Source organism: Stutzerimonas sp. (assembly GCF_982611455.1).
On record NZ_CEXBBO010000013.1, the window covers coordinates 71064 to 92487 of the forward strand.

Sequence of the window (21424 nt, forward strand, 5' to 3'; positions counted from 1 at the left end):
CTGGCTGTAGGCGAGAGCGGCTTCGCCCTGAGGCCAGGTGCCTGTAGCCTATGGCCGCTTCATTGCCTTACTGGCGCCTGTCCGGCTTCTATATTTTCTATTTCGCCGTGCTGGGTGCCGTTGCGCCGTATCTCGGGCTTTATTTCGACCACCTCGGTTTCTCCGCCGAGCGCATTGGCGAGTTGGTGGCGATTCCTATGTTGATGCGCTGCCTGGCGCCGAATCTGTGGGGCTGGCTTGGTGATACCACAGGTCAGCGCCTGGCTATCGTGCGCATCGGTGCGCTCTGCACGCTGCTCTCGTTCAGTCTGATTTTTTATAGCAAGAGTTACGCCTGGCTCGTGCTGGTGATGGCGCTGCACGCGTTCTTCTGGCATGCCGTGCTGCCACAGTTCGAAGTCATTACCCTGGCGCATCTGCGCGAGCAGGCGTCACGCTACAGCCAGATTCGCCTGTGGGGCAGTATCGGTTTCATTTTGGCGGTGGTCGGGCTTGGGGCGCTGTTCGAGCGCTTTGGTTTGGACGTTTACCCCATCGCGCTGATGGCGATCATGGCAGGCATCGTCATCAGTAGTGCGTGGGTACCTAATGCGGCTCCAGAGCAACGGCCAGAGACCGCGGGGCAGGGTGGTTTCATGCGCCAACTATGCCGTCCGAGTGTGCTGGCGTTCTTCGCCTGCGTTGGCCTGATGCAGGTCAGCCACGGTCCTTACTACACGTTCTTCAGCATCCACCTGGAATCGCTCGGCTATGGGCGTGGCACCATTGGCCTGCTTTGGGCGCTGGGTGTGATCGCCGAAATTCTCGTGTTCCTGATCATGGCCGCGCTGCTCGCGCGCTTCTCGCTGCGTCAGGTATTGGCGGCAAGCTTTGTTCTGGCGGCGATCCGCTGGTTGCTGCTGGGGACGCTGGCCGATCATCTTGCGGTACTGCTGGTCGCTCAACTGATGCATGCGGCGACCTTCGGCAGCTTTCACGCAGCGGCAATCCACTTCGTCCAACGGAGTTTCGGCCACCGTCAGCAGGGGCAGGGACAGGCGCTATACGCGACGCTTGCCGGTGTCGGCGGAGCGCTGGGCGCACTTTACTCAGGCTACAGCTGGGAAAGCCTCGGTCCGATATGGACCTTCGCGATCGCGAGCCTGGCGGCCATGATCGCAGCCGTTATCATTGCCATCCCTACGCAGGAGAACCGGGCATGACAGCCATCCGTGAACACTTGTCCCAGGCGATCATCGACGCGGGGCGCTTCCTCTATGGCCGCGGCTGGTCACCGGCTACCAGCAGCAACTATTCGGCGCGTCTGAACGATGCCGAGGTGCTGCTGACCGTGTCCGGCAAGCACAAGGGCGAACTCGGGATTAGCGATCTGCTAGCGGTCGACATGAGCGGCTGTAGTCTGGAAGAAGGCAAGAAGCCTTCGGCAGAAACCTTGCTGCATACGCAGCTGTATCGCTGGAAGCCGGACGTTGGCGCGGTTCTGCATACGCACTCGGTCAACGCCACTGTGTTGTCGCGTGTTTGCCTCAGCGATTCACTGGTGTTCGCGGATTACGAGTTGCAAAAGGCGTTCAGCGGTATTGCCACTCACGAGTCCCAGGTACTGGTGCCAATTTTTGATAACGACCAGGATATCCAGCGGCTCGCTTCCCGCGTGCAACCCTGGCTTGATGAGCATCCTGATTGCGTTGGCTATCTAATACGCGGCCATGGCCTGTATACCTGGGGCGCACAGATGAGCGATGCGCTGCGCCAGATCGAGGCCTTCGAGTTCCTCTTCGAATGCGAACTGAAAATGCGGACGCTGCAATGCGTGAACCGCCAATAGTTTTACAGCACGCGGCGCGTGTCGCCGAATTACCGACGACAAAGCCGGGTGAGCCACGCCCGGCCGGAGAGACAATCACATGAGCATTCTCAGCGTTTATCAGGACACAGTCCCCGAGCAGCCACTCAAGGTTCTCACTCACCTCGAGGACATTGCCGCCACGCTGGCCGAGGTCGGCGTACATCTCGAGCGCTGGGAGGCCAGCGCGCCGATCGGTGCCGGTGCCAGCCCGGAAGAAGTGATTGCGGCCTATCGTCCCCAGATCGATCGGCTGATGAGCGAGCGCGGCTATGTCACCGTCGATGTGATCAGCCTATCCAGCGACCATCCGCAGAAGGCCGAACTGCGTGCCAGATTTCTCGAGGAGCATCGTCATGCCGAAGACGAGGTGCGCTTCTTCGTTGCCGGCCGCGGGCTCTTCACGCTGCACATCGAGGATAAGGTCTACGCCGTGCTGTGCGAAAAGAATGATCTGATCTCGGTTCCCGCCGGAACCCGGCACTGGTTCGACATGGGCGAGCACCCCCATTTCGTCGCCATCCGCCTGTTCAACAATCCCGAAGGTTGGGTCGCGCAGTTTACCGGTGAAGATATCGCCGGCCGCTTTCCGCGTCTGGAGGACTGAACATGCCGATCAAAGCCATCCTCACCGACATCGAAGGCACCACCAGCGCGGTGAGCTTCGTCTTCGATGTGCTGTTTCCCTATGCTCGTGAGAACTTGCCTGCGTTTGTGCGCAACCATGCGGCCGAGCCGGTGGTGGCGGAACAGATCGATGCGGTGCGCCGTGAGAGTGGCGAATTGGATGCGAAGCTCGAACGTGTGGTGGAGATTTTGCTGGATTGGATTGCCGCGGACCGCAAGGCCACTTCGTTGAAAGCGCTACAAGGAATGGTTTGGGCCGAAGGCTATCGCGCCGGTCAACTCAAAGGCCACGTCTACCCCGATGCGGTGGGTGCGCTGCGTAGCTGGCATGAGCAAGGCTATGCGCTATACGTATATTCGTCGGGCTCGATCCAGGCACAGAAGCTGATCTTCGGCTGTGCGGAGGTGGGCGATCTGACGCCGCTGTTCTCCGGCTATTTCGACACGGGCTCCGGCCATAAGCGCGAAGCCGAGTCCTACTCACGAATCGCCGGTTCGATCGGTCTGTCGCCCAGCGAGATCCTGTTTCTTTCCGATGTGGTGGGCGAGTTGGATGCCGCACGTAAAGCAGGTATGCACACCTGTGGTTTGGTTCGCGACGGTGGCGAGCTGGCTGGTCATCAGATTGTCGACAACTTTGGTTCGATCGATCCGGCTCGCTATTGAGCAAGTCGCGCTACTGAACCCTCAAACCGCCCAGGCATCCTAATTACGAACCCACCGTAATTTGGAGTCTCGCCATGACCGATGCCTTCGGCGGTATTTTCGGCCTGCTTATTCTTGCACTGGACATCTGGGCGATCGTCAGTGTTGTGCGCAGCGACGCCACTACCGGCAAAAAGGCACTCTGGGTGCTGCTGATCGTGATCCTGCCGGTTCTCGGCCTGGTTATCTGGGGCATCATGGGGCCACGTGGCAACCGTCCCGATGACAGGAATCTGAGGCCATAGGCGCGTGGAGACATGGAGCGCTCTGCTGGCTGTCGTGGTGCTGGTGGCGGACCTGCTAGCCATCTTTCAGGTCTGGCGCAGCCGCATCGAGATTGGACGCAAGATCATCTGGAACCTCGTCATCGTGCTGCTGCCAGTTGTCGGTCTGATCATGTGGCTCGTTGCTGCCGGGCATTTCGGCAAGGTCAGGCTATAGCTTGCCTGGCATGGATGGCTGCCGCTGATGCTATGCGCGTTAAACGTCTGTGCCGCTGATGATGAAGCTTGGTCAGCACTGCGCGAGGGCAAGGCAGTTCTGCTGCTGCGCCATGCAACCGCACCAGGGTTGGGCGATCCACCGGGCTTCGTTCTTGGAAATTGCGCGACCCAAAGAAATTTGAACGACGCCGGGCGGCTAGAGGCGCAGCGTTGGGGCGACCTGCTTCGCCAGAAGGGTATTTCCAGACCGAGGGTACTCAGCAGTCGTTGGTGTCGCGCGTTGGAAACCGCCGAGCAGATGGGGCTGGCTACGGCTGAACCCGTGCCGGTACTTGATTCATTCTTCGCTCAGTCCGATCGGAAGTCCGGGCAGACCGCGGCGTTACGCGAGCTAGTCAATTCCCTGCCGGCAATTCCTCCGGTGGTGCTGATAACGCATCAGGTCAACATAACCGCTTTGACTGGGGTAGTTCCTCGTTCCGGTGAGGGACTGATTCTGGCCTTGCCAATTATCGAGCCACCGAAAGTAATGGCGAAGATTCCACCGCCTTGACCTGCTTCGTTACCGTTATGGCATCGCTATAGTTCTGCCAGATATGTACCGCAGCATAGGCCCGCCAGGGCCGCCACGCTTGCGACCGTGCCAGCAATTGTCTGGCTGTGATGCCTTCGCTTCCCCACAGCGGAGCTTTGAGCAGCCCAAGATCCGCGGCTGGAAAGGCATCCGGCTCACCGAACCCCCGCAAGGCAATATATTCGGCAGTCCATGGGCCGATCCCAGGCAATTCGCATAATCGCTTGATCAGCTCATCCGCACCGTTTTCGACGTGCAGTTCCAGCGCGCCGTCAGCCACGGCGGCCGCCAGACGCTGTAGCGTCGCGACGCGTTTGCCAGGCATGCCGATGTTGTCCAGCAACGTATTGGCCAGAGTTTCGGGGCCGGGGAAAAGTCTGAGTAAACCGGTTGCTTCGTTTGCTGGAGCTGCAGGCAGTTTTTCGCCGAACCGCTCGACCAAACGCCGAGTGATAGTGACTGCTGCCTTGACCGTCACTTGCTGACCGACGATGGCCCGCACGGCTTGTTCGAACGGGTCGAACGCGCTAGGCAGGCGCAACTCCGGATTGGCAGCGACAACTGGACCGAGCAGCGGGTCGTCAGCGAACTGCCGCGCTACGATTGCCGGATCGGTATCGAGATCGAACATCCTGCGAACCCGCGATGCCAGCTCAGATGCATGCTCTTGTAGCGAATCGCTAAGTGTCAGTTCTAGGGCGGATTGCTCTGGCGACGGCCGAACGCTGATCCAGCCGACGCTGCCACCGACGCGCACGGTGCGGCTGTAACGCTCGGTATCGAGGGCCTCGACACCCGGCAGCAGGCGCAGCGCGAAGTGCTGATGAAATTGCGGCCAGCTCCAGGGGGCAATATAAGGAAGATGCATTTGCGTTGTCATAACCCGACGATAGCCACCGTTGATGGCGCTGTCTTCACCGAATGCGCTTTGAAAGCATGAGGTTTCGCCTGTCATGGGACCAAAGTAGAATGCCCGTCTTTGCCAACGGGCGAGCCGCGCGGCCTGCGGGCTGCCTGTCTGTTATGCCATCCATCAGGGAGACACCCATGAGCGACTATCAGGAAACTCTCTACGAGGGGTACGGCCAGCGCTTCAGGATCGACAAGATGCTGCACGAAGTGCGCACCGAGCATCAGCATCTGGTCATCTTCGAAAACGCGCGCATGGGGCGCGTCATGGCGCTCGACGGCGTGATTCAGACCACCGAGGCAGACGAGTTCATCTATCACGAGATGCTCACTCACGTGCCGATTCTGGCCCATGGGTTGGCGCGGCGCGTGCTGATCATCGGTGGTGGTGACGGCGGAATGCTGCGCGAAGTCGCCAAGCACCGTGATGTAGAGAGCATCACCATGGTCGAGATCGACGGCACCGTGGTGGAGATGTGCAAGGCGTTTCTGCCGGAGCATTCGAAGGGTGCGTTCGCTGACTCACGGCTGAATCTGGTGATCGACGACGGTATGCGCTTCGTCGCCACCACCGAAGAGAAATTCGACGTGATCATTTCTGACTCGACCGATCCCATCGGGCCGGGTGAGGTCTTGTTTTCCGAAAACTTCTACCAGGCCTGCCGCCGCTGCCTCAACGATGGCGGCATCCTGGTCACGCAGAACGGTACCCCATTCATGCAACTGGCCGAAGTGCAGACCACCGCCAAGCGCATGACTGGCTTGTTCCCTGACTGGCATTTCTATCAAGCGGCGGTTCCCACCTATATCGGCGGCGCTATGACCTTCGCCTGGGGCGCCTGCGATTCGGAAAGTCGCAAACTGTCGTTGGAGACGCTCCGCCAGCGTTTCGCCGGTAGCGGTATCGTCACGCGCTACTACAATCCGCACATCCATCTCGGCGCGTTCGCGCTGCCTCAATACGTGCTGCAGGCCATCGGCAAGCCCAGCAACGACTAAACCGCTCAGCGCCTCGCAGCGTCTGCTACGGCGCGCCGCGGGGTCGGTGCCTGGCCTTGGCCGGCGCAAATAATCCTCCCGACGACAAGCCCCATTGCAGCGGCATTGCATACGCCGTATGTTCGAAAGGCGGCTGCGTGCTGCTGCAAAGCGTAATAGTTTGCGACTTCGTCCGAATCGAACTACCTACCGCTGCAGAGGACTATTAGTAATACCGATCAGGTTTATCGCGCCCGGCGCTCGCAGTCCAAGGCACCCGCTGGCGCTGTTCCAGCAATCATCCGTAACGAGGCTTACTGCGCTATTCCTAAAAAAACCGTTCATCCATGAGTGAGAGGAGGTTGTTTTATGAGTACCACCTTCCATGAGGATGTAAGCAGCAACGTGCTACTGAGGATGAAAGAGGGCGGTTTCGATTTCGCCCGTGTCCATCCGATCGAGTTCTACGCCGTTTTTCCCGACCGAGAGCGTGCATGCGCAGCCGCGAGTAACTTTCACGGCGAGTGCGTCAATACTCAGATATCGCCCCGTGAAGACGGCGCCTGGGATCTCCAGGTCAGCAAGGTGATGTATGCCACCTTCGATGGCATCGGTGACTTCGAACAGGATCTGGAGAACCTGGTCGAGCCACTTGGTGGTGTAGTCGACGGCTGGGGTGTGACCCAGGAGCTTTCGGGCTGCGCTGTCTGATCTGCAATCTTCTTCAACCAAAACCGAGTCCGCTTTGCAGTGCCTGGTCCCATGGTGGGACTGGGCCGAAGCGGCTTTTAAGAAACTCCAGCAGTAGCCGGCTGCGCGAATCGGCTTCCCTGGTCAGGCGCAGGGCGTAGATACCGCTCGCCTCTGGCATTGGCAAACCATGCTCGCAGAACAACGGCAGCAGCTCGCCACGCAGTAGATGGTCGCTGATCAGCCAGGTCGGCAGATGCGCGATACCCAAACCTGCTAGCGTCCCGCTGAGTAGCGCTTCGGCGTTATTGGTGACCATTCGCAGGCGACGCGGGCGCAACAGCTGTCGTTTCCCCTCATGCTCGAACCGCCAGGCATGAGGGGGTGCCAGTGCATCCCAGTCGAGTCCGTCATGCTCCGGCAGTTCCGCCACGCTGCGCGGCATGCCTCGCTGTTCCAAATAGGCGGGGCTGGCGCAGGCTATTCGCATCATTGGCGCCAGCGGTGTGGCGACCAGGCGTGTGTCGGCCAGCGGTCCGATGCGTAGCACCAGATCGACTTCGCCCAGATGTTCGCCTTGCAAGTCGATGAAGCTATCGATCAGACGTAGTTGTATATCGACGCCCTGATAGGCCAGCAGGAATTCCGCAAGCGCGGGCGCCAGATGCCGGCGACCGAAAGGCGCTGGCGCATCGATGCGGATACGGCCTTCGGGTGCGCTGTGCAGCGACGTCATTTCGGCACGGGCCAGGTGCAGCTCCTGAACGATGCGTCTGGCGCGCTCGGCAAAGGCCTGGCCCGCTGTGGTGGGCTTGATCGAATGGGTGCTGCGGCTGACGAGCTGGCAATCGAGCGAACGTTCCAGCGAATCGATGCGCCGCGCGACGGCGGAGGGTGTGAGTGCATGCAGGCGAGCCGCGGCGGAGAAGCTACCGGTTTCGAGCACATCGAGGAACAGCCTGAACTGATCGGTCAGGGCATTCGCGTCCATAAGGTTCGTTCCACTTTTGCGTGAAGGGCAAAGCGATTGTGCGTGGCTTTGCATGTTCGTGCCAGCCGGCGCTGAGTAGCATTGCTGTTTTTCAGGAAGTGAATTGATGGATTTCCTCGGATTCGGATTGAATGTCGTGTTGGGGTTAGCGCTGGGAACCCTCGGCGGGCTATTCGGAATCGGCGGTGGGTTGATCGCGATCCCGGTGCTTGGCGTGCTGTTCGGTCTGGATCAGCAGGTCGCGCAAGGCACGGCACTGGTAATGGTGGTGCCGAACGTGTTGCTTGCTATCTGGCGCTATCACCAGCGCAACCGTATCGATCTGCGCCATGCGGCGGCCCTAGGCATTACCAGCTTCTGCTTCGCGATCGCTGGCGCCGCGGTTGCGGTTTCTCTGGACGCTGGGCATATGCGCATCGCCTTCGTCGGTTTTTTACTGGCTTTGGCTGCCTATATGCTATTGCGAGTTTTTTTCCAGCCGCAGCCCGGCGGTACCGAACTGCGCCATCCCTGGCCCTGGCTGGGAGCGCTGGGGGCTGGTGCAGGAGCGCTGGGCGGGTTGTTTGGTGTAGGAGGCGCAGTACTCGCCACTCCGGTACTCACAACGGTGTTCGGTACTTCACAGGTCGTCGCCCAAGGTCTCTCCCTGTCCTTGGCGGCACCCAGCACTGGCGTGACGCTGGTCACTTATGCGACCCATGGACAGGTCGACTGGTCGCTGGGGTTGCCGCTCGCCGTGGGTGGTTTGCTGAGTATCAGCCTTGGTGTGAAACTGGCGCACGCATTACCGGAGCGCCTGCTGCGCCTGCTTTTCAGCGCTTTCTTGCTGCTGAGCGCAATGATGCTGGCTTACGAGGTCTGAGCGTCTGAATCTTGCCGGGTTACGCTGCGGTCAGGCTCGCCTGACGGCGTATCTCGCGGCGGGCGCTACGCACAAGACGGATAGTCAGCAGTATCGCGGCACAGCTCAGGCCGGCGATCAGGCCCTGCCAGAGTCCTGCTGGCCCGCTCGGCTCGCCAAACCTGTCGGTGAGCCCAAGCATGTAGCCCACCGGCAGACCAATTCCCCAATAGGCGAAAAGCGTGAAAATCATGGTCATGCGCGTGTCTTGATAGCCACGCAGGGCGCCGGCGGCGGTGACCTGTACCACGTCGGAGAATTGAAACAACGCGGCATACAAGAACAGGCTGGCAGCGACGGCGATGACGGCTGGATCGGTGGTGTAGATACGAGCGATCTGCTCGCTGAACAACAGCATCGCGCCGGCCGAGAAGCAGGCATATACCAGACTTGAAACGATCCCGACGCCGGCAACGAAGCGCGCATCCCGCGGCGCGTTACGACCCAGTGCCTGGCCGATACGCACGGTAATGGCCATGCCCAGCGACAAAGGGATCATGAAGATCAGCGAAGTGAAGTTCAGCGCAATCTGATGCCCGGCCACCACGGTCGCACCCAGGCCGCCAATCAACAGTGCGATCACCGAAAAGATACTGGCCTCGGCAAACACCGCGATGCCGATCGGTACGCCAACGGAAAGCAGGCGTTTGAGTACCGCCCACTGCGGCCAGTCGAAATCAGCGAATAGCCGACTCGGCTGGTAATAGTTGGCCCGCCGCACCCAGAACAGCATCGCCAGCAACATGAAGCCCATGACCAACGCCGTGGCCCAGCCGCAGCCGACGCCACCCATGGCCGGTAGGCCCAACTTGCCATAGATGAAAATGTAGTTCAGCGGGATATTGAGCATCAGGGCGAGAATGCCCACCACCATGCTCGGCCTGGTGTGTCCGAGCCCATCGCTGTAGCAGCGCAGCACCTGATACAGGGCCACCGCCGGAAAGCCACAGGCGACCGCACGCAGGTAGGCCATGGTCGGATCGATCAAGGCCGGTTCGACCTGCATCAGGTGCAACACCGGCTCGGCATTCCACATCAACAATGCGAACAGCGAGCCGACGCCGAAACCCATCCAGAGCGCCTGGCGTACCAGCGGACCGATCTGCTCGTGCTGGTCACTGCCGAAGCGCTGAGCAACGTTGGGTGTCGTTGCCAGAATGATGCCGGTCACCAGCAAGAATACGGGAACCCAAATGGAGTTCCCCAAGGCTACCGCGGCAAGATCCTGCGGGCTGACGCGCCCGGCCATCAAGGTATCGACGAAGCCCATGGCGGTGTTCGCCAGCTGGGCAATCATCATCGGTAAGGCAAGGGCGAAGAGGGTGCGCAGTTCAACGCGAACCCGTCTGAGTCTCAACTCAGTGGGCATGCAGATTTATCCGAATTGTATACAGGAAGCGGACTAGTCTACGCCGCGCGAGGCGCTATCGGGAAGGCAGCAGAGCGGCTCGGCGCGGTCTAGAATGGACCGATTACTGACGGAGCCCGCCAATGCGCATCCTTGCCGACGAAAACATCCCACTGGTCGACGCCTTCTTTGCCGAACATGGCGAGATTCGCCGCATGCCCGGACGCAGCATCAACAGAGCGGCGCTGGAGCAGGCCGAAGTGCTTCTGGTGCGCTCGGTCACCCGCGTCGACCGTGAGCTGCTCGAAGGGAGTGCGGTGCGTTTCGTCGGCACCTGCACCATAGGCACCGATCATCTGGACATCGACTATTTCGAAGAAGCGGGAATTAGCTGGGCCAGCGCGCCGGGATGCAACGCTCGAGGCGTCGTCGATTATGTGCTCGGCAGCTTGCTGGCTCTGGCAGAGGGCGAGGGTGTCGATCTGGCTAGCCGCCGGTATGGTGTGGTCGGTGCTGGAGAAGTCGGGGGAAGGTTGGTGGAGGTCCTTCGCGGCTTGGGCTGGGATGTGCGCGTTTGCGATCCGCCGCGCCAGGCGCGCGAAGTAGGTGAGTTTGTCGGCCTGGACGAAATACTCGCGGAATGCGACGTCATCAGCTTGCACACACCGTTAACGTTGGAGGGTGAGCATTCGACGTTCCACTTGTTTGACCCGTCTCGCCTGGAGCAACTGCGCTCGGGCGCCTGGCTGATCAACGCAGCCCGCGGTGCAGTTGTCGACAACGCAGCCCTGCGTGGCCAGTTGGCCAGGCGCCCCGACATCCAGGCGGTGCTCGACGTTTGGGAGGGGGAGCCGCAAGTCGACGTTGAGCTGGCCGAGCTGTGCTGGATCGCGACGCCGCACATCGCTGGCTACAGTCTGGACGGTAAGTTGCGCGGAACAGCTCAGGTATATCAGGCGTTTTGCGCCAGCAAAGGACTGGAGCCAAAGGTTGAGCTGGCTGAGCTGATGCCTGTCCCGCCGCTGCGCGCGATGTCGTTCGACGCTTCGGCCGAACCAAACGACGTGCTGGCGACGATCTGTCGGGCCGTCTATGACCCGCGAAAGGACGACGCTGCCTTCCGTCGAAGCCTGATTGAAGACGAGGATCAGCGCCGTATCGGTTTCGATCAATTGCGCAAACAGTACCCGCCGCGGCGCGAGATAGATGGGTTGCAGATCGAGATTGATGCCGGTCAGCCGCAGTTGGAGCAACTTGTCCGTGCCCTCGGCGCGACCTTGAAGAGCTGACTGGCGGACGGCGCAATTGGGATGCGCATCAGCGTTGCTTATGACAGGCTGGATGCAATTTGCGGCCTGCTCCGCTAGCATTACCCGTCCTCTGCTTTATCCCGCGATGGTGTTATGAGTTATCAGGTTCTAGCCCGTAAATGGCGTCCGCGCTCGTTCCGCGAAATGGTCGGCCAGACGCATGTGCTCAAGGCCCTGATCAACGCGCTGGACAGTCAGCGTCTGCACCATGCCTATCTATTTACCGGTACTCGGGGGGTGGGTAAAACCACCATTGCGAGGATCATCGCCAAGTGTCTCAACTGCGAAACCGGTGTCAGCTCAACACCTTGCGGCGAGTGCTCAGTCTGTCGCGAGATCGATGAGGGGCGCTTCGTCGATTTGATCGAAGTCGACGCTGCCAGCCGAACCAAAGTCGAGGATACCCGCGAGCTGCTGGACAACGTGCAGTACGCTCCCAGCCGCGGTCGTTATAAGGTTTATCTGATCGACGAAGTTCACATGCTCTCGTCGCACTCGTTCAACGCGCTGCTCAAAACCCTTGAGGAGCCACCGCCGCACGTCAAATTCCTGTTGGCCACGACGGACCCACAAAAGCTGCCGGTGACCATCCTCTCGCGCTGCTTGCAGTTCTCGCTGAAGAACATGCCGCCGGAGCGCGTGGTCGAGCATCTGACCCACGTGCTCGGCGTCGAGCAGGTGCCTTTCGAGGAGGATGCGCTCTGGCTGCTCGGGCGCGCCGCCGACGGCTCGATGCGCGACGCCATGAGCCTGACCGACCAGGCCATCGCGTTCGGCGAGGGCAAGGTTCTTGCGTCCGATGTCCGCAGCATGCTCGGCACCCTCGATCATGGACAGGTCTATGGCGTGCTGCAGGCCTTGCTGGAGGGCGATGCGCGCACGCTGCTCGAAGCGGTTCGTCATCTGTCTGAACAGGGGCCCGACTGGGGCGGTGTGCTGGCGGAAATGCTCAATGTGCTGCACCGCGTCGCTATCGCTCAGGCGCTGCCCGAAGCGGTGGACAATGGGCAGGGTGACCGCGATCGGGTATTGGCATTGGCGCAGGCGCTGCCCGCCGAGGATGTGCAGTTCTATTACCAGATGGGTTTGATTGGCCGGCGCGATCTGCCGCTGGCACCCGATCCGCGTAGCGGCTTCGAAATGGTCCTGTTGCGCATGCTCGCGTTTCGACCCGCCAACAGTGAAGACGCACCCCGAACATCATTAAAGAACTTGGGAGTCAGTCCGGCCACGACTGATTCCAAGACAACAGCCGTGGCCGGTACAGCAACCTTGGCTGCACCGGTCAATGAGCCGGCTGCAGCGCCTGTTCCAGCGCAACCAGACCCAGATGTACCTTCATTGGCGTCACGTCCGGAGCCGGTTCCAGTCCAGTCCAGCCCGACATCGGAGTCGGTGCAAGAGGTCGAAGCCGAGCCGGTTGTTGCGTTGCCCATATCTGCAGAGGCGGAGCCCGTCACCCCTCCGATTGTCGACTTGCCTTGGCATGAGCCACCCGCTACGCCGCCGGTTGCGGTGCAAAGCGAGGCGCTGGAGCAGCAGGCTGCGCCGCTCGATGAACCCGTCCAGCATTCTGCTGAAGTCGTCGAGGTCAACGAGCCGGACGACGATGAGCCGCCGCTGACCGACGAGGACTATTTCGAAGTCGAGACGCAGGCTGAAGCCTATCTCGATGGGCTGGGTGAACGGGTATCAGAGCCGCAGGCAACCGAGCCGGCGCTAGCTGTCAAGCCGGCAACCGGACTGGCCGCGGAGTGGCTCGATATCTATCTGAAACTCGGCCTGGGTGGTCTGACTGGGAGCATCGCGGCAAACTGCACGCTGATTTCCGTGGAAGGCGATTGCTGGCTGATGCACCTGGACCCAGCGCAGAGTGCGCTGTTCAACGCGACTCAGCATCGGCGCCTGAACGATGCCCTGAACCAATATCATGGACGGACGCTGCAGCTGGATATCGAACTGCAGACACCGCAGCAGGAAACGCCCGCCCAGGCGGCAGCCCGGCGCCGTGGCGAGCGGCAGCGGGCAGCCGAGCAATCGATCCAGGCTGATCCCGTGGTACAGCAACTGATGCAACAGTTCGCCGCGGTCATCCGCGACGGTACCATCGAACCCGTAGAACACTCCGAACCCTGATCCGAGGTAAATCCCATGATGAAAGGTGGCATGGCCGGCCTGATGAAGCAGGCACAGCAGATGCAGGAAAAGATGCAGAAGATGCAAGAGGAGCTGGCTAATGCCGAGGTGACCGGTCAATCCGGCGCTGGCTTGGTGAGCGTCGTGATGAACGGCCGGCACGACGTCAAGCGCGTCAGTCTGGACGACAGTCTGATGCAGGAAGACAAGGAAATTCTTGAAGATCTGATTGCTGCAGCGATGAACGATGCGGTGCGCAAGATCGAACAGAACAGCAAGGAAAAAATGTCGGGCATGACCGATGGCATGCAACTTCCGCCAGGTTTCAAGATGCCTTTCTGATCCACCTGTTGGGCGCCGTTCCAGGTGCGCATCGACCGGATTGGGGCAAGCCTGCACCGCGTCTATCGTGACAGCAGCGCCAGTGCCCCGGTCCGGCACTTCTGTCTCTTCTCGCTGCTATTGAGCGTACCTTCTGCCTCTGCCCGGTGATGCCATGTCTTTTAGTCCTCTCATCCGCCAGCTCATCGATGCTCTGCGCATTCTTCCCGGCGTCGGGCAGAAAACCGCGCAACGTATGGCGCTGCAGATGCTCGAGCGTGATCGTAGCGGCGGATTGCGATTGGCACAGGCGTTGACGCGTGCGATGGAAGCGGTGGGCTACTGCCGACAATGCCGGACGCTGAGCGAGGACGAACTCTGTCCGCAGTGCGCGGATCCGCGGAGGGACGATTCCCTTCTGTGTATCGTCCAGAGCCCGGTGGATGTATTCGCTGTGGAACAAACCGGCTTTCGCGGACGCTACTTCGTACTTAAAGGACATCTTTCGCCGCTCGATGGCCTGGGCCCTGAGGCCATTGGTATCCCCGAACTACTGGTGCGGGTAGCCGAAGGCAACTTCAGCGAGGCGATACTGGCCACCAACCCTACCGTCGAAGGCGAGGCCACGGCTCACTATATTGCGCAGATGTTGATTCCGAAGGGGTTGACGCTCAGCCGTATTGCTCACGGTGTGCCGCTTGGTGGCGAGCTCGATTTGGTCGACGGCGGCACGCTGGCCCATGCATTGGCAGGGCGCAAGACAATCACCCTCTGAATTCGTAGTACGGCTCGTATCGGCTGCGAGGCAGTCGGAACTTATAACGGCTGGTTTGTGGTTTATGCCTGCCAGGTAGTGCCGATACCGGAACACTTCGTGTAAAGTTCTAAGCCAGACACGGTTAATAACCAAATATAATTAAATCCTTTCGTTTGGTTATATAACTTCAACACTGCTTGCGATCTCGAGGTTGAGGATGAAGGTAAAACACTGGCTAGTTCCCGCGCTCCTGCTGTTGAGCACGTTTGCTCAGGCTCAGGACACGTTCAAGGTTGGTTACATCCGCGTCATGGATGATGCCCAGGCGATGGTTGCTTACGAAGGCGAGCTGTATAAGAAGCACGGCCTCGACGTCGAACTGGTCGAATTCAGCTCGGGCACTGATCTGATCAAGGCCATCATTGGCGGCCAGCTGGATACGGGCGTGCTTGGTTTTACCAATGCGGTTGCCTGGGCCTCCAAAGGCGCTGATCTGAAGGTCGTCGGTGGCGCTCAGCAGGGTTATCACTCCATCGTGGCCCGCGAGGGAACCGGCATCGAAAAGATCTCCGATCTGAAAGGCCATGTGCTTGCCTCGCAAAAAGAAGGCAGCACAGCTGATGCGGTACTGCGCGGCGTCACGCTGAAGGATGCTGGTGTGTCGCCGAGCGAAGTGAACATCATGGGCACAAGCCCGGCGGTTGCGGTGCAGTCCCTTGTCTCGGGACGCGCCGATGCGGCGTTTCTCTTCGAACCCTACGACCGGATCGCTCAGCTCGTCGCACCGGTGAAGCAGATCTACGAAATTGGTGAGGTCTGGCCGTTTCCCTGCATGGTGGTGATCACCTCCGGCGAAACCCTGGAAAAGCGCAAGGACGCAGTCTGGAAGTCGCTTGATGCTCAGCGCGAGGCGATCGATCTGCTGGAGAACCAGCCGGCCGAAGCGGCAAAGCTGATCGCTGACTACTTTATCGCCGAACCGACGCTGAAGACGCTCAATCGCGGTGATCTGCCTCGCGAAGTGGTCATTGAAGAAGCCATCGCCACCCAGACTTTCAGCGCCAAGCTTGGCAGCGACGATCTGGAACGCATTCAGGAACTGGCGAACATTCTTCAAGAGCTCGGCTCACTGAAGACTCGCGATGGCCAGCCGTTCGAAACCAGCACAATTCTCGATCTTTCCTGGCAGCAAGCCCGCGAACTCTAACTCGGCGGCAGATCGTTCACACACTGCCCGGCCCCGCGCCGGGCAGTGTCATTCCGCCCTCTGATCGGCAGTTTTTTGAGGTCTTCGAAGCGTTATGCAGCTCAGGTTTGAAGAAGTAGACAAGCATTTCGGCCAGCTGGAAGTCATCAAAGGCTTCAGCGGCGAATTCGCCCAGGGCGAACTGGTTGCATTGGTAGGACCCTCCGGTTGCGGTAAATCGACCCTGCTGCACCTGGCTGCCGGATTGGAGAATCCAACCGCTGGACGCGTGCTCGCAGACGGCAAGAAGATTCCCGGACCGAGCCCTCGGCGCACGCTGGTTTTCCAGGAGCATGCGCTGTATCCCTGGCTCACGATGCAGGCTAACGTCGCCATGGCGTTGGAGCTTCAGGGCGTCGCCAAGGCAGACGCATTCGAACAGGCGAAAGTCTGGCTCGCCCGCGTCAGCCTGGATGGCTTTGAGCACTACTATCCGCATCAGGTATCGGGTGGTATGCGCCAGCGCACCGCTTTGGCTCGTGCGTTCATCGCCAAGCCGGAAGTGCTGTTGCTGGATGAGCCTTTCGGCGCGCTCGACGCGTTGACCCGCATGGCGCTGCAGGACGTGCTGCGTGAGCTGATCGAGGAGCACCAGCCCACGGTTTTGCTGGTAACCCATGACGTTGACGAGGCGCTTTATCTGGCCGATCGCGTAATGGTGTTCAGTGCCCGACCGGCACAAGTGCTGAAGACTTTCAACTTCACCCACTGCGAGAAGAGCCATGATCTTTCCGAGTTCGCGGCCGAGCGGCGGGAAATCCTCCGGTTGTTGGGTATCAAGACGGAGGTAGGGCACTGATGAGCCAGGGACGTCGTCTTACCGGTCCGAAAAAACACCTCGCCGTGGTGCTGGCGATCCTTTTTATCCTGCTGATATGGCAGATCGCGGCATGGAGCCTTCCAGCGTTTCTGATGCCGGGTATCCCCGCCGTTTTCGAGCGCCTGCTCACCACTGTCTGGGAGCCTGAATTCCGCGAGGGGCTCTACGGCAGCATGAGCCGTCTGGGCAGCGGCTACAGCTTCGCATTGCTGTTCGGCATCGGCTTCGGACTGCTGGGTGGGGTGCTGTTCTTCTTCCGCGAAATCCTGCGCTCAGCCATCGTGATTCTCCAATCGATTCCGTCGATCGCCTGGGTACCGCTGTTTCTTATCGTGATGGGCTTCGGCAACCTGCCGATCATCGTCGTGGTTGCGCTGGCGGCGTTCTTCCCGATGGCATTGTCGGTCATGAACGCGACCGAAAGCGTACAGCCGGTCCACGTATCTGCTGCTCGGGTAATGGGCGCGTCGCGTTGGCAATTGCTGCGTCGAGTCTACTTGCCAGCGGTCATGCCGGAGCTGATAACCGGCGCGCAGCTGGCGTTCGGTAATGCGTGGCGCGCATTGATCTCAGCGGAAATGTTGATCGGTTTTGGCCAGGGCTTGGGGCGTTCGCTCGCCTATTCGGGCGAAATTGCCGATATGGCGGGAGTGATGATGAATATCTTGGTCATCGCTATTCTCGCCACCCTGATCGATCAGGTGGTATTGGAAAAATTCAAGCAACGGATGCTTCGCTACCAGTACGTGTGAGAGGTTGCGCGGTGAAGCCATACCTGCTGCGATTAACGATGGTTGTACTCATGGCGCCGGCCAGTGTGTTAGCGGCGTCCTTGCAGGCGCTGTTGGTGGGTGAGTACCGTCCGCTTCGGGCTGCGGAGGCCGAGCAAATCAGCGAAGGCTTCGAAGCGTCGTTGCTTGCTCGTCTGGGTACGGTGCTCGACAGCGAGGTGACATTGGTAGATGCCACGAATCAGACGGATCTGCGGATTGGTGCGCTCGAGTCTGGTGTCATCTATTACGGCAGCGAAGTTGCAGCATTGACATCATCCGAGGGCGGACTTTTCGAATGGACTGACCTGGCGGGGGAAGCCTTCTGTGTCACGACCGGCAGTCCGCATGCCTCGGTGGTTGCCGATCGCTTTGGCGGCATCGCCCGACGTTACCCCAGCGCCGCCCAGGCGCTGATTGGGTTAAAGCTCGGTGAATGCCAGGCGGTTGTAGATGATCGTTTGCTGCTTGAGGAGATTGCTCGCCTGCCCGAGTGGCGTCGCTACAATCGGCTTCTGCCTGCGCTTACCGATTCGGAGCTGGCTTTGCGAATCGAGACGGCGGATACGGCGCTTCAGCGGCGTGTGGAACGGACTGTTTTAGAATGGCGGGAGGATGGCCAGCTGGCGGATCTTACCCAGCATTGGGTAGACGAAGTGGCTTTCCAGGCATATGTGCTGGCCGATACGCTCGATTGTCACTGAGTCGTTTGCGGTACCCGAACGCATCACTCGGCTTCGATCACTTGCGGCAAGGCCTGACGCAGCCCTTGCAACTTGAACGGGGCGCGGATGTGACCGCGCAGCGTGCCATCGGGACCGACGATGGCCAAATTGCCGCTGTGACTGACGCTGTATTCCCCCTCCGTTTTTTCGGCCGGCACGAATGGCAGACCCAGTGCTTTCGATAGGCCTTGCAGCGAATCCATATCGCCCGTTAGCCCTCTGAATCCGGCGCGGTAGTAGCCCAGGTAGGTGCGCAACGCCTCGGGTGTATCGCGTGCCGGATCCGCGCTGACCAGAACGAGCTGCAGCTGTTCGCGGATCTCCGGCTCTAGTTGTTTGAATAACCGACGCATATCGCTGAGCGTTGTCGGGCAGACATCGGGGCAAGCGGTGAATCCGAAGAAAAGCAGGTGCCAGCGACCGCGAAGCGAATCGGTGCTGAACGTGTTGCCATGCTCGTCAATCAATTCCAGGCTGGGTAGCTGCCGCTCGCGGGGCAGGAGTAGCAGGTTGGCCTCATCGAGCAGGGCGTTGCGGTCGAGTGCGAACGCAGGCGAGCACAGTACGATGAGAAGGCCCAGCAGTACCCAGCGGAAATTGGCCAAGCGCATGATCAGTGTCCAGCTACGGCTAGCGCTCGTTCAGCTCGAACGCAGTGAGGGTGAAGGTTGGAATGCCCATGTCCTGCAGCTTGCGTGACCCGCCCAGTTCGGGAAGATCAATGATCGCAGCGGCTTCATAGATACTCGCGCCCATGCGGCGAACCAGCTGAGCGGCGGCGATTAGCGTCCCGCCAGTGGCTATCAAATCATCCAGTAGCAATACCGAATCGCCTTCGCAGAGGCTGTCCGCGTGCACTTCGAGAAAGGCCTCGCCGTACTCGGTGCAGTAGGACTCGGCCAGCACGTCGGCCGGGAGTTTGCCTTTCTTGCGGAACAGAGTCAGCGGTCTGTTCAGTTCGTAGGCGACTATCGAACCGATGATGAAGCCGCGGGCGTCCAGGGCGCCCACATGGCTGAAATCGGTTTCGACATAGCGCTGGATCAAGCTGTCCACCACCATTCGCAGTGCTTTCGGCGACTGCAGCAGCGGCGTGATGTCGCGGAATACCACGCCCGGACTCGGGAAATCCGGAACCGGACGTATCAGTGTCTTGATCGAAAATTCATCGAAGATCATAACGGGCTCCGGGCGGGGGGCAGGGTTCACGTTTGCGCCACGAAATCGCATAACGGGGACGCGCAAGATTAACCCAGGCTGTGCGCACCGCCAATTGGCGCGAGTACCTTGCTTTCGGCCATCTGCAAAGGCGGAGTTCTATTGCGGACGTAGCCGCTCAACTTGACCGGGGGCAAGCGGGTAACGAATCTGCGCCGAGCTTGGGGCCGGCATATACAGAGAGAGATTTATTCGCTGAAATATGGTCGGATGGTCAACTACGGCACTGAATCATATCGTCCAACAGGCATAGGAGACATTCATGCATAGCCGCCAGCAAGAGATCGCTGCCGCACTCAACGTTCGCCCGTCCTTCGACGGCCCGGCAGCCGTTCAGGCTGAGATCGACCGACGAGTTGGCTTCATCCAGGACTGCCTGCGCGAATCCGGTATGAAGACGCTAGTGCTAGGTATCAGCGGTGGTGTCGACTCGACCACCGGAGGCCTGCTCGCGCAACGTGCGGTGGAAGGCTTGCGTGCTGCAGGCGAGGGGGACGATTACCGCTTTATCGCGGTCCGTCTGCCGTATCAGGTTCAACACGACGAGGACGAGGCGCAGCTGGCGGTCGATACGATCAAGCCGGACGAGTGCCATACGGTCAATATCGGCGCAGCCGTACAGGGGCTGTCGCGTGCCACCGAGGCGCTGGATGCCCTCTCTCCGGAGAAACGCGACTTCGTACTCGGCAACACCAAAGCGCGGATGCGCATGGTGGCGCAGTACACCATTGCGAACGCGCGGCAGGGTCTGGTCATTGGAACCGACCATGCTGCCGAAGCGGTGATGGGTTTTTTCACCAAATTCGGTGACGGCGCCTGCGACCTGACGCCCCTGGCTGGGCTGGTCAAGGATCAGGTTCGCGAACTGGCCGCCGCGTTAGGCGCACCTGAGCAACTGGTGAAAAAGGTTCCGACGGCTGATCTCGAAGAATTGTCTCCGGGCAAGCCGGATGAAGCGGCGCACGGTGTGCGCTATGAGGACATTGATGCCTTTCTGCAGGGGCGGTCGGTACCTGACGAGGCGGCTCGCATCATCGTCGAGACCTATGACAAGTCGGCACACAAGCGCCAGTTGCCGAAGGAGCCCTAACCGATACAGTCGAGCCACAAGCGCAGGGGTTGCAGGACGGCCGCTGATCGGCACCGGCATGCGCAGAGCGATTAATGGTGCAGATGCGCGGGCGTCTGTTCCTGCGTTGAAACCGCGCCGGCACCGTGCCCCATGAGCCATTGCTGATGAGGACCGGGCAACGTCCACAGGCCGAACAGTATCACCATTACCCCACCAAGCATCCGCACGCCACGCTTGCGCAGCAGAGCGGTCAGCCGCTCTGCTGCCAGGCCGGTAGCCAGTAGCACGGGCCAGGTGCCGATGCCGAACGCCAGCATCAGCAGCGCGCTATCCAGCGCATCGCCCTGGCTTGCGGCCCAGAGCAAGGTGCTATAGACCAGACCACAAGGCAGCCAGCCCCAGAGCGCACCGAGTAGCAAAGCTCGCGGTATGCTCTTGACCGGCATCAGCCGGCTTGCAAACGGTTGGATATGACGCCACAAGCCTCGCCCCACTGCTTCAACACGTGTCAGCCCGCTCCACCAGCCCGCCAGATAAAGCCCCATGCTGACAAGCAGTAAAGCCGCTACAACCCGCAACGCCATGGCTGCCGGGCTGTTAGCGACGGCCCAGCCGGCGAAGCCGATGAGCAGGCCCGCACTGGTGTAGCTCAGCACTCGCCCCAGATTGTAGGCAACTAGCAAGCGCAGGCGTTTGCTGCGCTGTTCGGCAGGGATGGCCATGGTCAGGGCGCCCATCAGACCGCCACACATACCCAGGCAGTGCCCGCCGCCGAGCAGGCCGAGCACCAGGGCCGACACCAGCAGTGGCAACAGCTCAGCCACGCTCGGATTTCTCCTCGCTGCCCTGGTCCGCTTGTTCGATGCCTGCGCGATGCTTGGGATCTTCTTCATCGAAGAGAATGCTGTGTGCGGGACCATCAAGGTCGTCGTACTGGCCACTGTCGACTGCCCAAAAGAATACCCAGATGGCCAATGCAACCAGAACTACGGCGACGGGAATCAGTATGTAGAGTGCGGCCATGGGGCCTCCAGAAA

Annotated in this window: 26 protein-coding genes; 19 read left to right on the top strand and 7 right to left on the bottom strand. The window is 60.3% G+C overall.

From position 1 onward, the window contains the following. Positions 1-50: 50 nt before the first annotated feature. The 7 genes from AC2LD7_RS10165 to AC2LD7_RS10195 all read left to right on the top strand — a co-directional run bounded on the left by AC2LD7_RS10165 (position 51) and on the right by AC2LD7_RS10195 (position 4174). On the top strand, positions 51-1202 hold the full coding sequence (locus AC2LD7_RS10165; RefSeq protein ID WP_484597618.1) for an MFS transporter: 1152 nt from the start codon (positions 51-53) through the stop codon (positions 1200-1202). Then, positions 1199-1828 carry a methylthioribulose 1-phosphate dehydratase gene (locus AC2LD7_RS10170; protein ID WP_484597619.1) on the top strand — a complete coding sequence of 210 codons (630 nt, stop codon included), beginning with the start codon at positions 1199-1201 and terminating at the stop codon, positions 1826-1828. The genes AC2LD7_RS10165 and AC2LD7_RS10170 overlap by 4 nt, the downstream gene beginning before the upstream one ends. A gap of 79 nt (positions 1829-1907) precedes the next feature. Beyond that, a complete protein-coding gene (locus tag AC2LD7_RS10175; protein ID WP_484597620.1) occupies positions 1908-2453 on the top strand; it encodes a 1,2-dihydroxy-3-keto-5-methylthiopentene dioxygenase in 546 nt (181 codons plus the stop codon). Between the two features lie 2 nt (positions 2454-2455). Further along, on the top strand, positions 2456-3139 hold the full coding sequence (mtnC, locus tag AC2LD7_RS10180) for an acireductone synthase (RefSeq protein WP_484597621.1): 684 nt from the start codon (positions 2456-2458) through the stop codon (positions 3137-3139). 74 nt (positions 3140-3213) lie between these two features. Further along, positions 3214-3423: a PLD nuclease N-terminal domain-containing protein gene (locus AC2LD7_RS10185; protein WP_255976634.1), complete on the top strand. Its 210-nt coding sequence runs from the start codon at positions 3214-3216 to the stop codon at positions 3421-3423. Positions 3424-3427: 4 nt separating this feature from the next. After that, positions 3428-3619: a PLDc N-terminal domain-containing protein gene (locus AC2LD7_RS10190; RefSeq protein WP_484597622.1), complete on the top strand. Its 192-nt coding sequence runs from the start codon at positions 3428-3430 to the stop codon at positions 3617-3619. A gap of 27 nt (positions 3620-3646) precedes the next feature. Next, a complete protein-coding gene (locus AC2LD7_RS10195) occupies positions 3647-4174 on the top strand; it encodes a histidine phosphatase family protein (protein ID WP_484597623.1) in 528 nt (175 codons plus the stop codon). Here the strand turns inward: AC2LD7_RS10195 and AC2LD7_RS10200 are convergent. Then, positions 4131-5075 (bottom strand): DNA-3-methyladenine glycosylase family protein, encoded by a 945-nt coding sequence (locus AC2LD7_RS10200; RefSeq protein ID WP_484597624.1) that lies wholly within the window; start codon positions 5073-5075, stop codon positions 4131-4133. The two genes, AC2LD7_RS10195 and AC2LD7_RS10200, sit on opposite strands and share 44 nt — an antisense overlap. 167 nt (positions 5076-5242) lie before the next feature. On the opposite strand from AC2LD7_RS10200, the gene speE reads away from it, so the two are divergent. Continuing rightward, complete coding sequence (gene speE, locus AC2LD7_RS10205) at positions 5243-6103, top strand: polyamine aminopropyltransferase (protein ID WP_484597625.1); 861 nt, start codon at positions 5243-5245, stop codon at positions 6101-6103. A gap of 348 nt (positions 6104-6451) precedes the next feature. Further along, positions 6452-6793: a ribonuclease E inhibitor RraB gene (locus tag AC2LD7_RS10210; protein WP_484597626.1), complete on the top strand. Its 342-nt coding sequence runs from the start codon at positions 6452-6454 to the stop codon at positions 6791-6793. 13 nt (positions 6794-6806) lie between these two features. Here the strand turns inward: AC2LD7_RS10210 and AC2LD7_RS10215 are convergent, their stop codons facing one another. Then, positions 6807-7763 (bottom strand): LysR family transcriptional regulator, encoded by a 957-nt coding sequence (locus AC2LD7_RS10215; protein ID WP_484597627.1) that lies wholly within the window; start codon positions 7761-7763, stop codon positions 6807-6809. Between the two features lie 106 nt (positions 7764-7869). On the opposite strand from AC2LD7_RS10215, the gene AC2LD7_RS10220 reads away from it, so the two are divergent. Further along, positions 7870-8625 (top strand): sulfite exporter TauE/SafE family protein, encoded by a 756-nt coding sequence (locus tag AC2LD7_RS10220; RefSeq protein WP_484597628.1) that lies wholly within the window; start codon positions 7870-7872, stop codon positions 8623-8625. Between the two features lie 19 nt (positions 8626-8644). Here the strand turns inward: AC2LD7_RS10220 and AC2LD7_RS10225 are convergent, their stop codons facing one another. Beyond that, positions 8645-10033 carry an MATE family efflux transporter gene (locus AC2LD7_RS10225; protein WP_484597629.1) on the bottom strand — a complete coding sequence of 463 codons (1389 nt, stop codon included), beginning with the start codon at positions 10031-10033 and terminating at the stop codon, positions 8645-8647. 122 nt (positions 10034-10155) lie between these two features. Between AC2LD7_RS10225 and pdxB the strand changes: the two genes are divergently transcribed. From pdxB to AC2LD7_RS10265, 8 genes are all read left to right on the top strand, one after another. Continuing rightward, on the top strand, positions 10156-11301 hold the full coding sequence (pdxB, locus tag AC2LD7_RS10230) for a 4-phosphoerythronate dehydrogenase PdxB (protein ID WP_484597630.1): 1146 nt from the start codon (positions 10156-10158) through the stop codon (positions 11299-11301). 114 nt (positions 11302-11415) lie between these two features. Beyond that, the gene (dnaX, locus tag AC2LD7_RS10235) at positions 11416-13458 is read left to right on the top strand and encodes a DNA polymerase III subunit gamma/tau (RefSeq protein ID WP_484597631.1); all 2043 of its coding nucleotides are present in this window, start codon (positions 11416-11418) and stop codon (positions 13456-13458) included. 15 nt (positions 13459-13473) lie between these two features. Beyond that, positions 13474-13800: a YbaB/EbfC family nucleoid-associated protein gene (locus tag AC2LD7_RS10240; RefSeq protein ID WP_484597632.1), complete on the top strand. Its 327-nt coding sequence runs from the start codon at positions 13474-13476 to the stop codon at positions 13798-13800. A gap of 154 nt (positions 13801-13954) precedes the next feature. Beyond that, positions 13955-14554: a recombination mediator RecR gene (gene recR, locus AC2LD7_RS10245; RefSeq protein ID WP_255976611.1), complete on the top strand. Its 600-nt coding sequence runs from the start codon at positions 13955-13957 to the stop codon at positions 14552-14554. Between the two features lie 199 nt (positions 14555-14753). Next, on the top strand, positions 14754-15743 hold the full coding sequence (locus tag AC2LD7_RS10250) for an ABC transporter substrate-binding protein (protein ID WP_484597633.1): 990 nt from the start codon (positions 14754-14756) through the stop codon (positions 15741-15743). A 94-nt stretch (positions 15744-15837) separates the two neighbouring features. After that, positions 15838-16581: an ABC transporter ATP-binding protein gene (locus AC2LD7_RS10255; RefSeq protein ID WP_255976607.1), complete on the top strand. Its 744-nt coding sequence runs from the start codon at positions 15838-15840 to the stop codon at positions 16579-16581. After that, complete coding sequence (locus AC2LD7_RS10260; protein ID WP_484597634.1) at positions 16581-17354, top strand: ABC transporter permease; 774 nt, start codon at positions 16581-16583, stop codon at positions 17352-17354. The genes AC2LD7_RS10255 and AC2LD7_RS10260 overlap by 1 nt, the downstream gene beginning before the upstream one ends. A gap of 38 nt (positions 17355-17392) precedes the next feature. Next, positions 17393-18076 (top strand): type 2 periplasmic-binding domain-containing protein, encoded by a 684-nt coding sequence (locus AC2LD7_RS10265; RefSeq protein WP_484597635.1) that lies wholly within the window; start codon positions 17393-17395, stop codon positions 18074-18076. A 23-nt stretch (positions 18077-18099) separates the two neighbouring features. On the opposite strand, the gene AC2LD7_RS10270 is transcribed toward AC2LD7_RS10265, so the two are convergent. Further along, positions 18100-18708: an SCO family protein gene (locus tag AC2LD7_RS10270; RefSeq protein ID WP_484597636.1), complete on the bottom strand. Its 609-nt coding sequence runs from the start codon at positions 18706-18708 to the stop codon at positions 18100-18102. 19 nt (positions 18709-18727) lie between these two features. Beyond that, entirely contained in the window at positions 18728-19276 is a 549-nt protein-coding gene (locus AC2LD7_RS10275; protein ID WP_484597637.1) for an adenine phosphoribosyltransferase, read from the bottom strand. A 301-nt stretch (positions 19277-19577) separates the two neighbouring features. Here AC2LD7_RS10275 and nadE point away from each other — a divergent pair, with 301 nt between their 5' ends. Further along, positions 19578-20405 (top strand): ammonia-dependent NAD(+) synthetase, encoded by an 828-nt coding sequence (gene nadE / locus AC2LD7_RS10280; protein WP_484597638.1) that lies wholly within the window; start codon positions 19578-19580, stop codon positions 20403-20405. Positions 20406-20476: 71 nt separating this feature from the next. Here the strand turns inward: nadE and AC2LD7_RS10285 are convergent, their stop codons facing one another. Together AC2LD7_RS10285 and ccoS are read right to left on the bottom strand one after the other, a co-directional pair. Next, a complete protein-coding gene (locus tag AC2LD7_RS10285) occupies positions 20477-21211 on the bottom strand; it encodes a sulfite exporter TauE/SafE family protein (protein ID WP_484597639.1) in 735 nt (244 codons plus the stop codon). Continuing rightward, positions 21204-21410, bottom strand: a complete 207-nt coding sequence (gene ccoS, locus AC2LD7_RS10290) for a cbb3-type cytochrome oxidase assembly protein CcoS (RefSeq protein WP_484597640.1) — start codon at positions 21408-21410, stop codon at positions 21204-21206. The genes AC2LD7_RS10285 and ccoS overlap by 8 nt, the downstream gene beginning before the upstream one ends. Positions 21411-21424 lie beyond the last annotated feature (14 nt).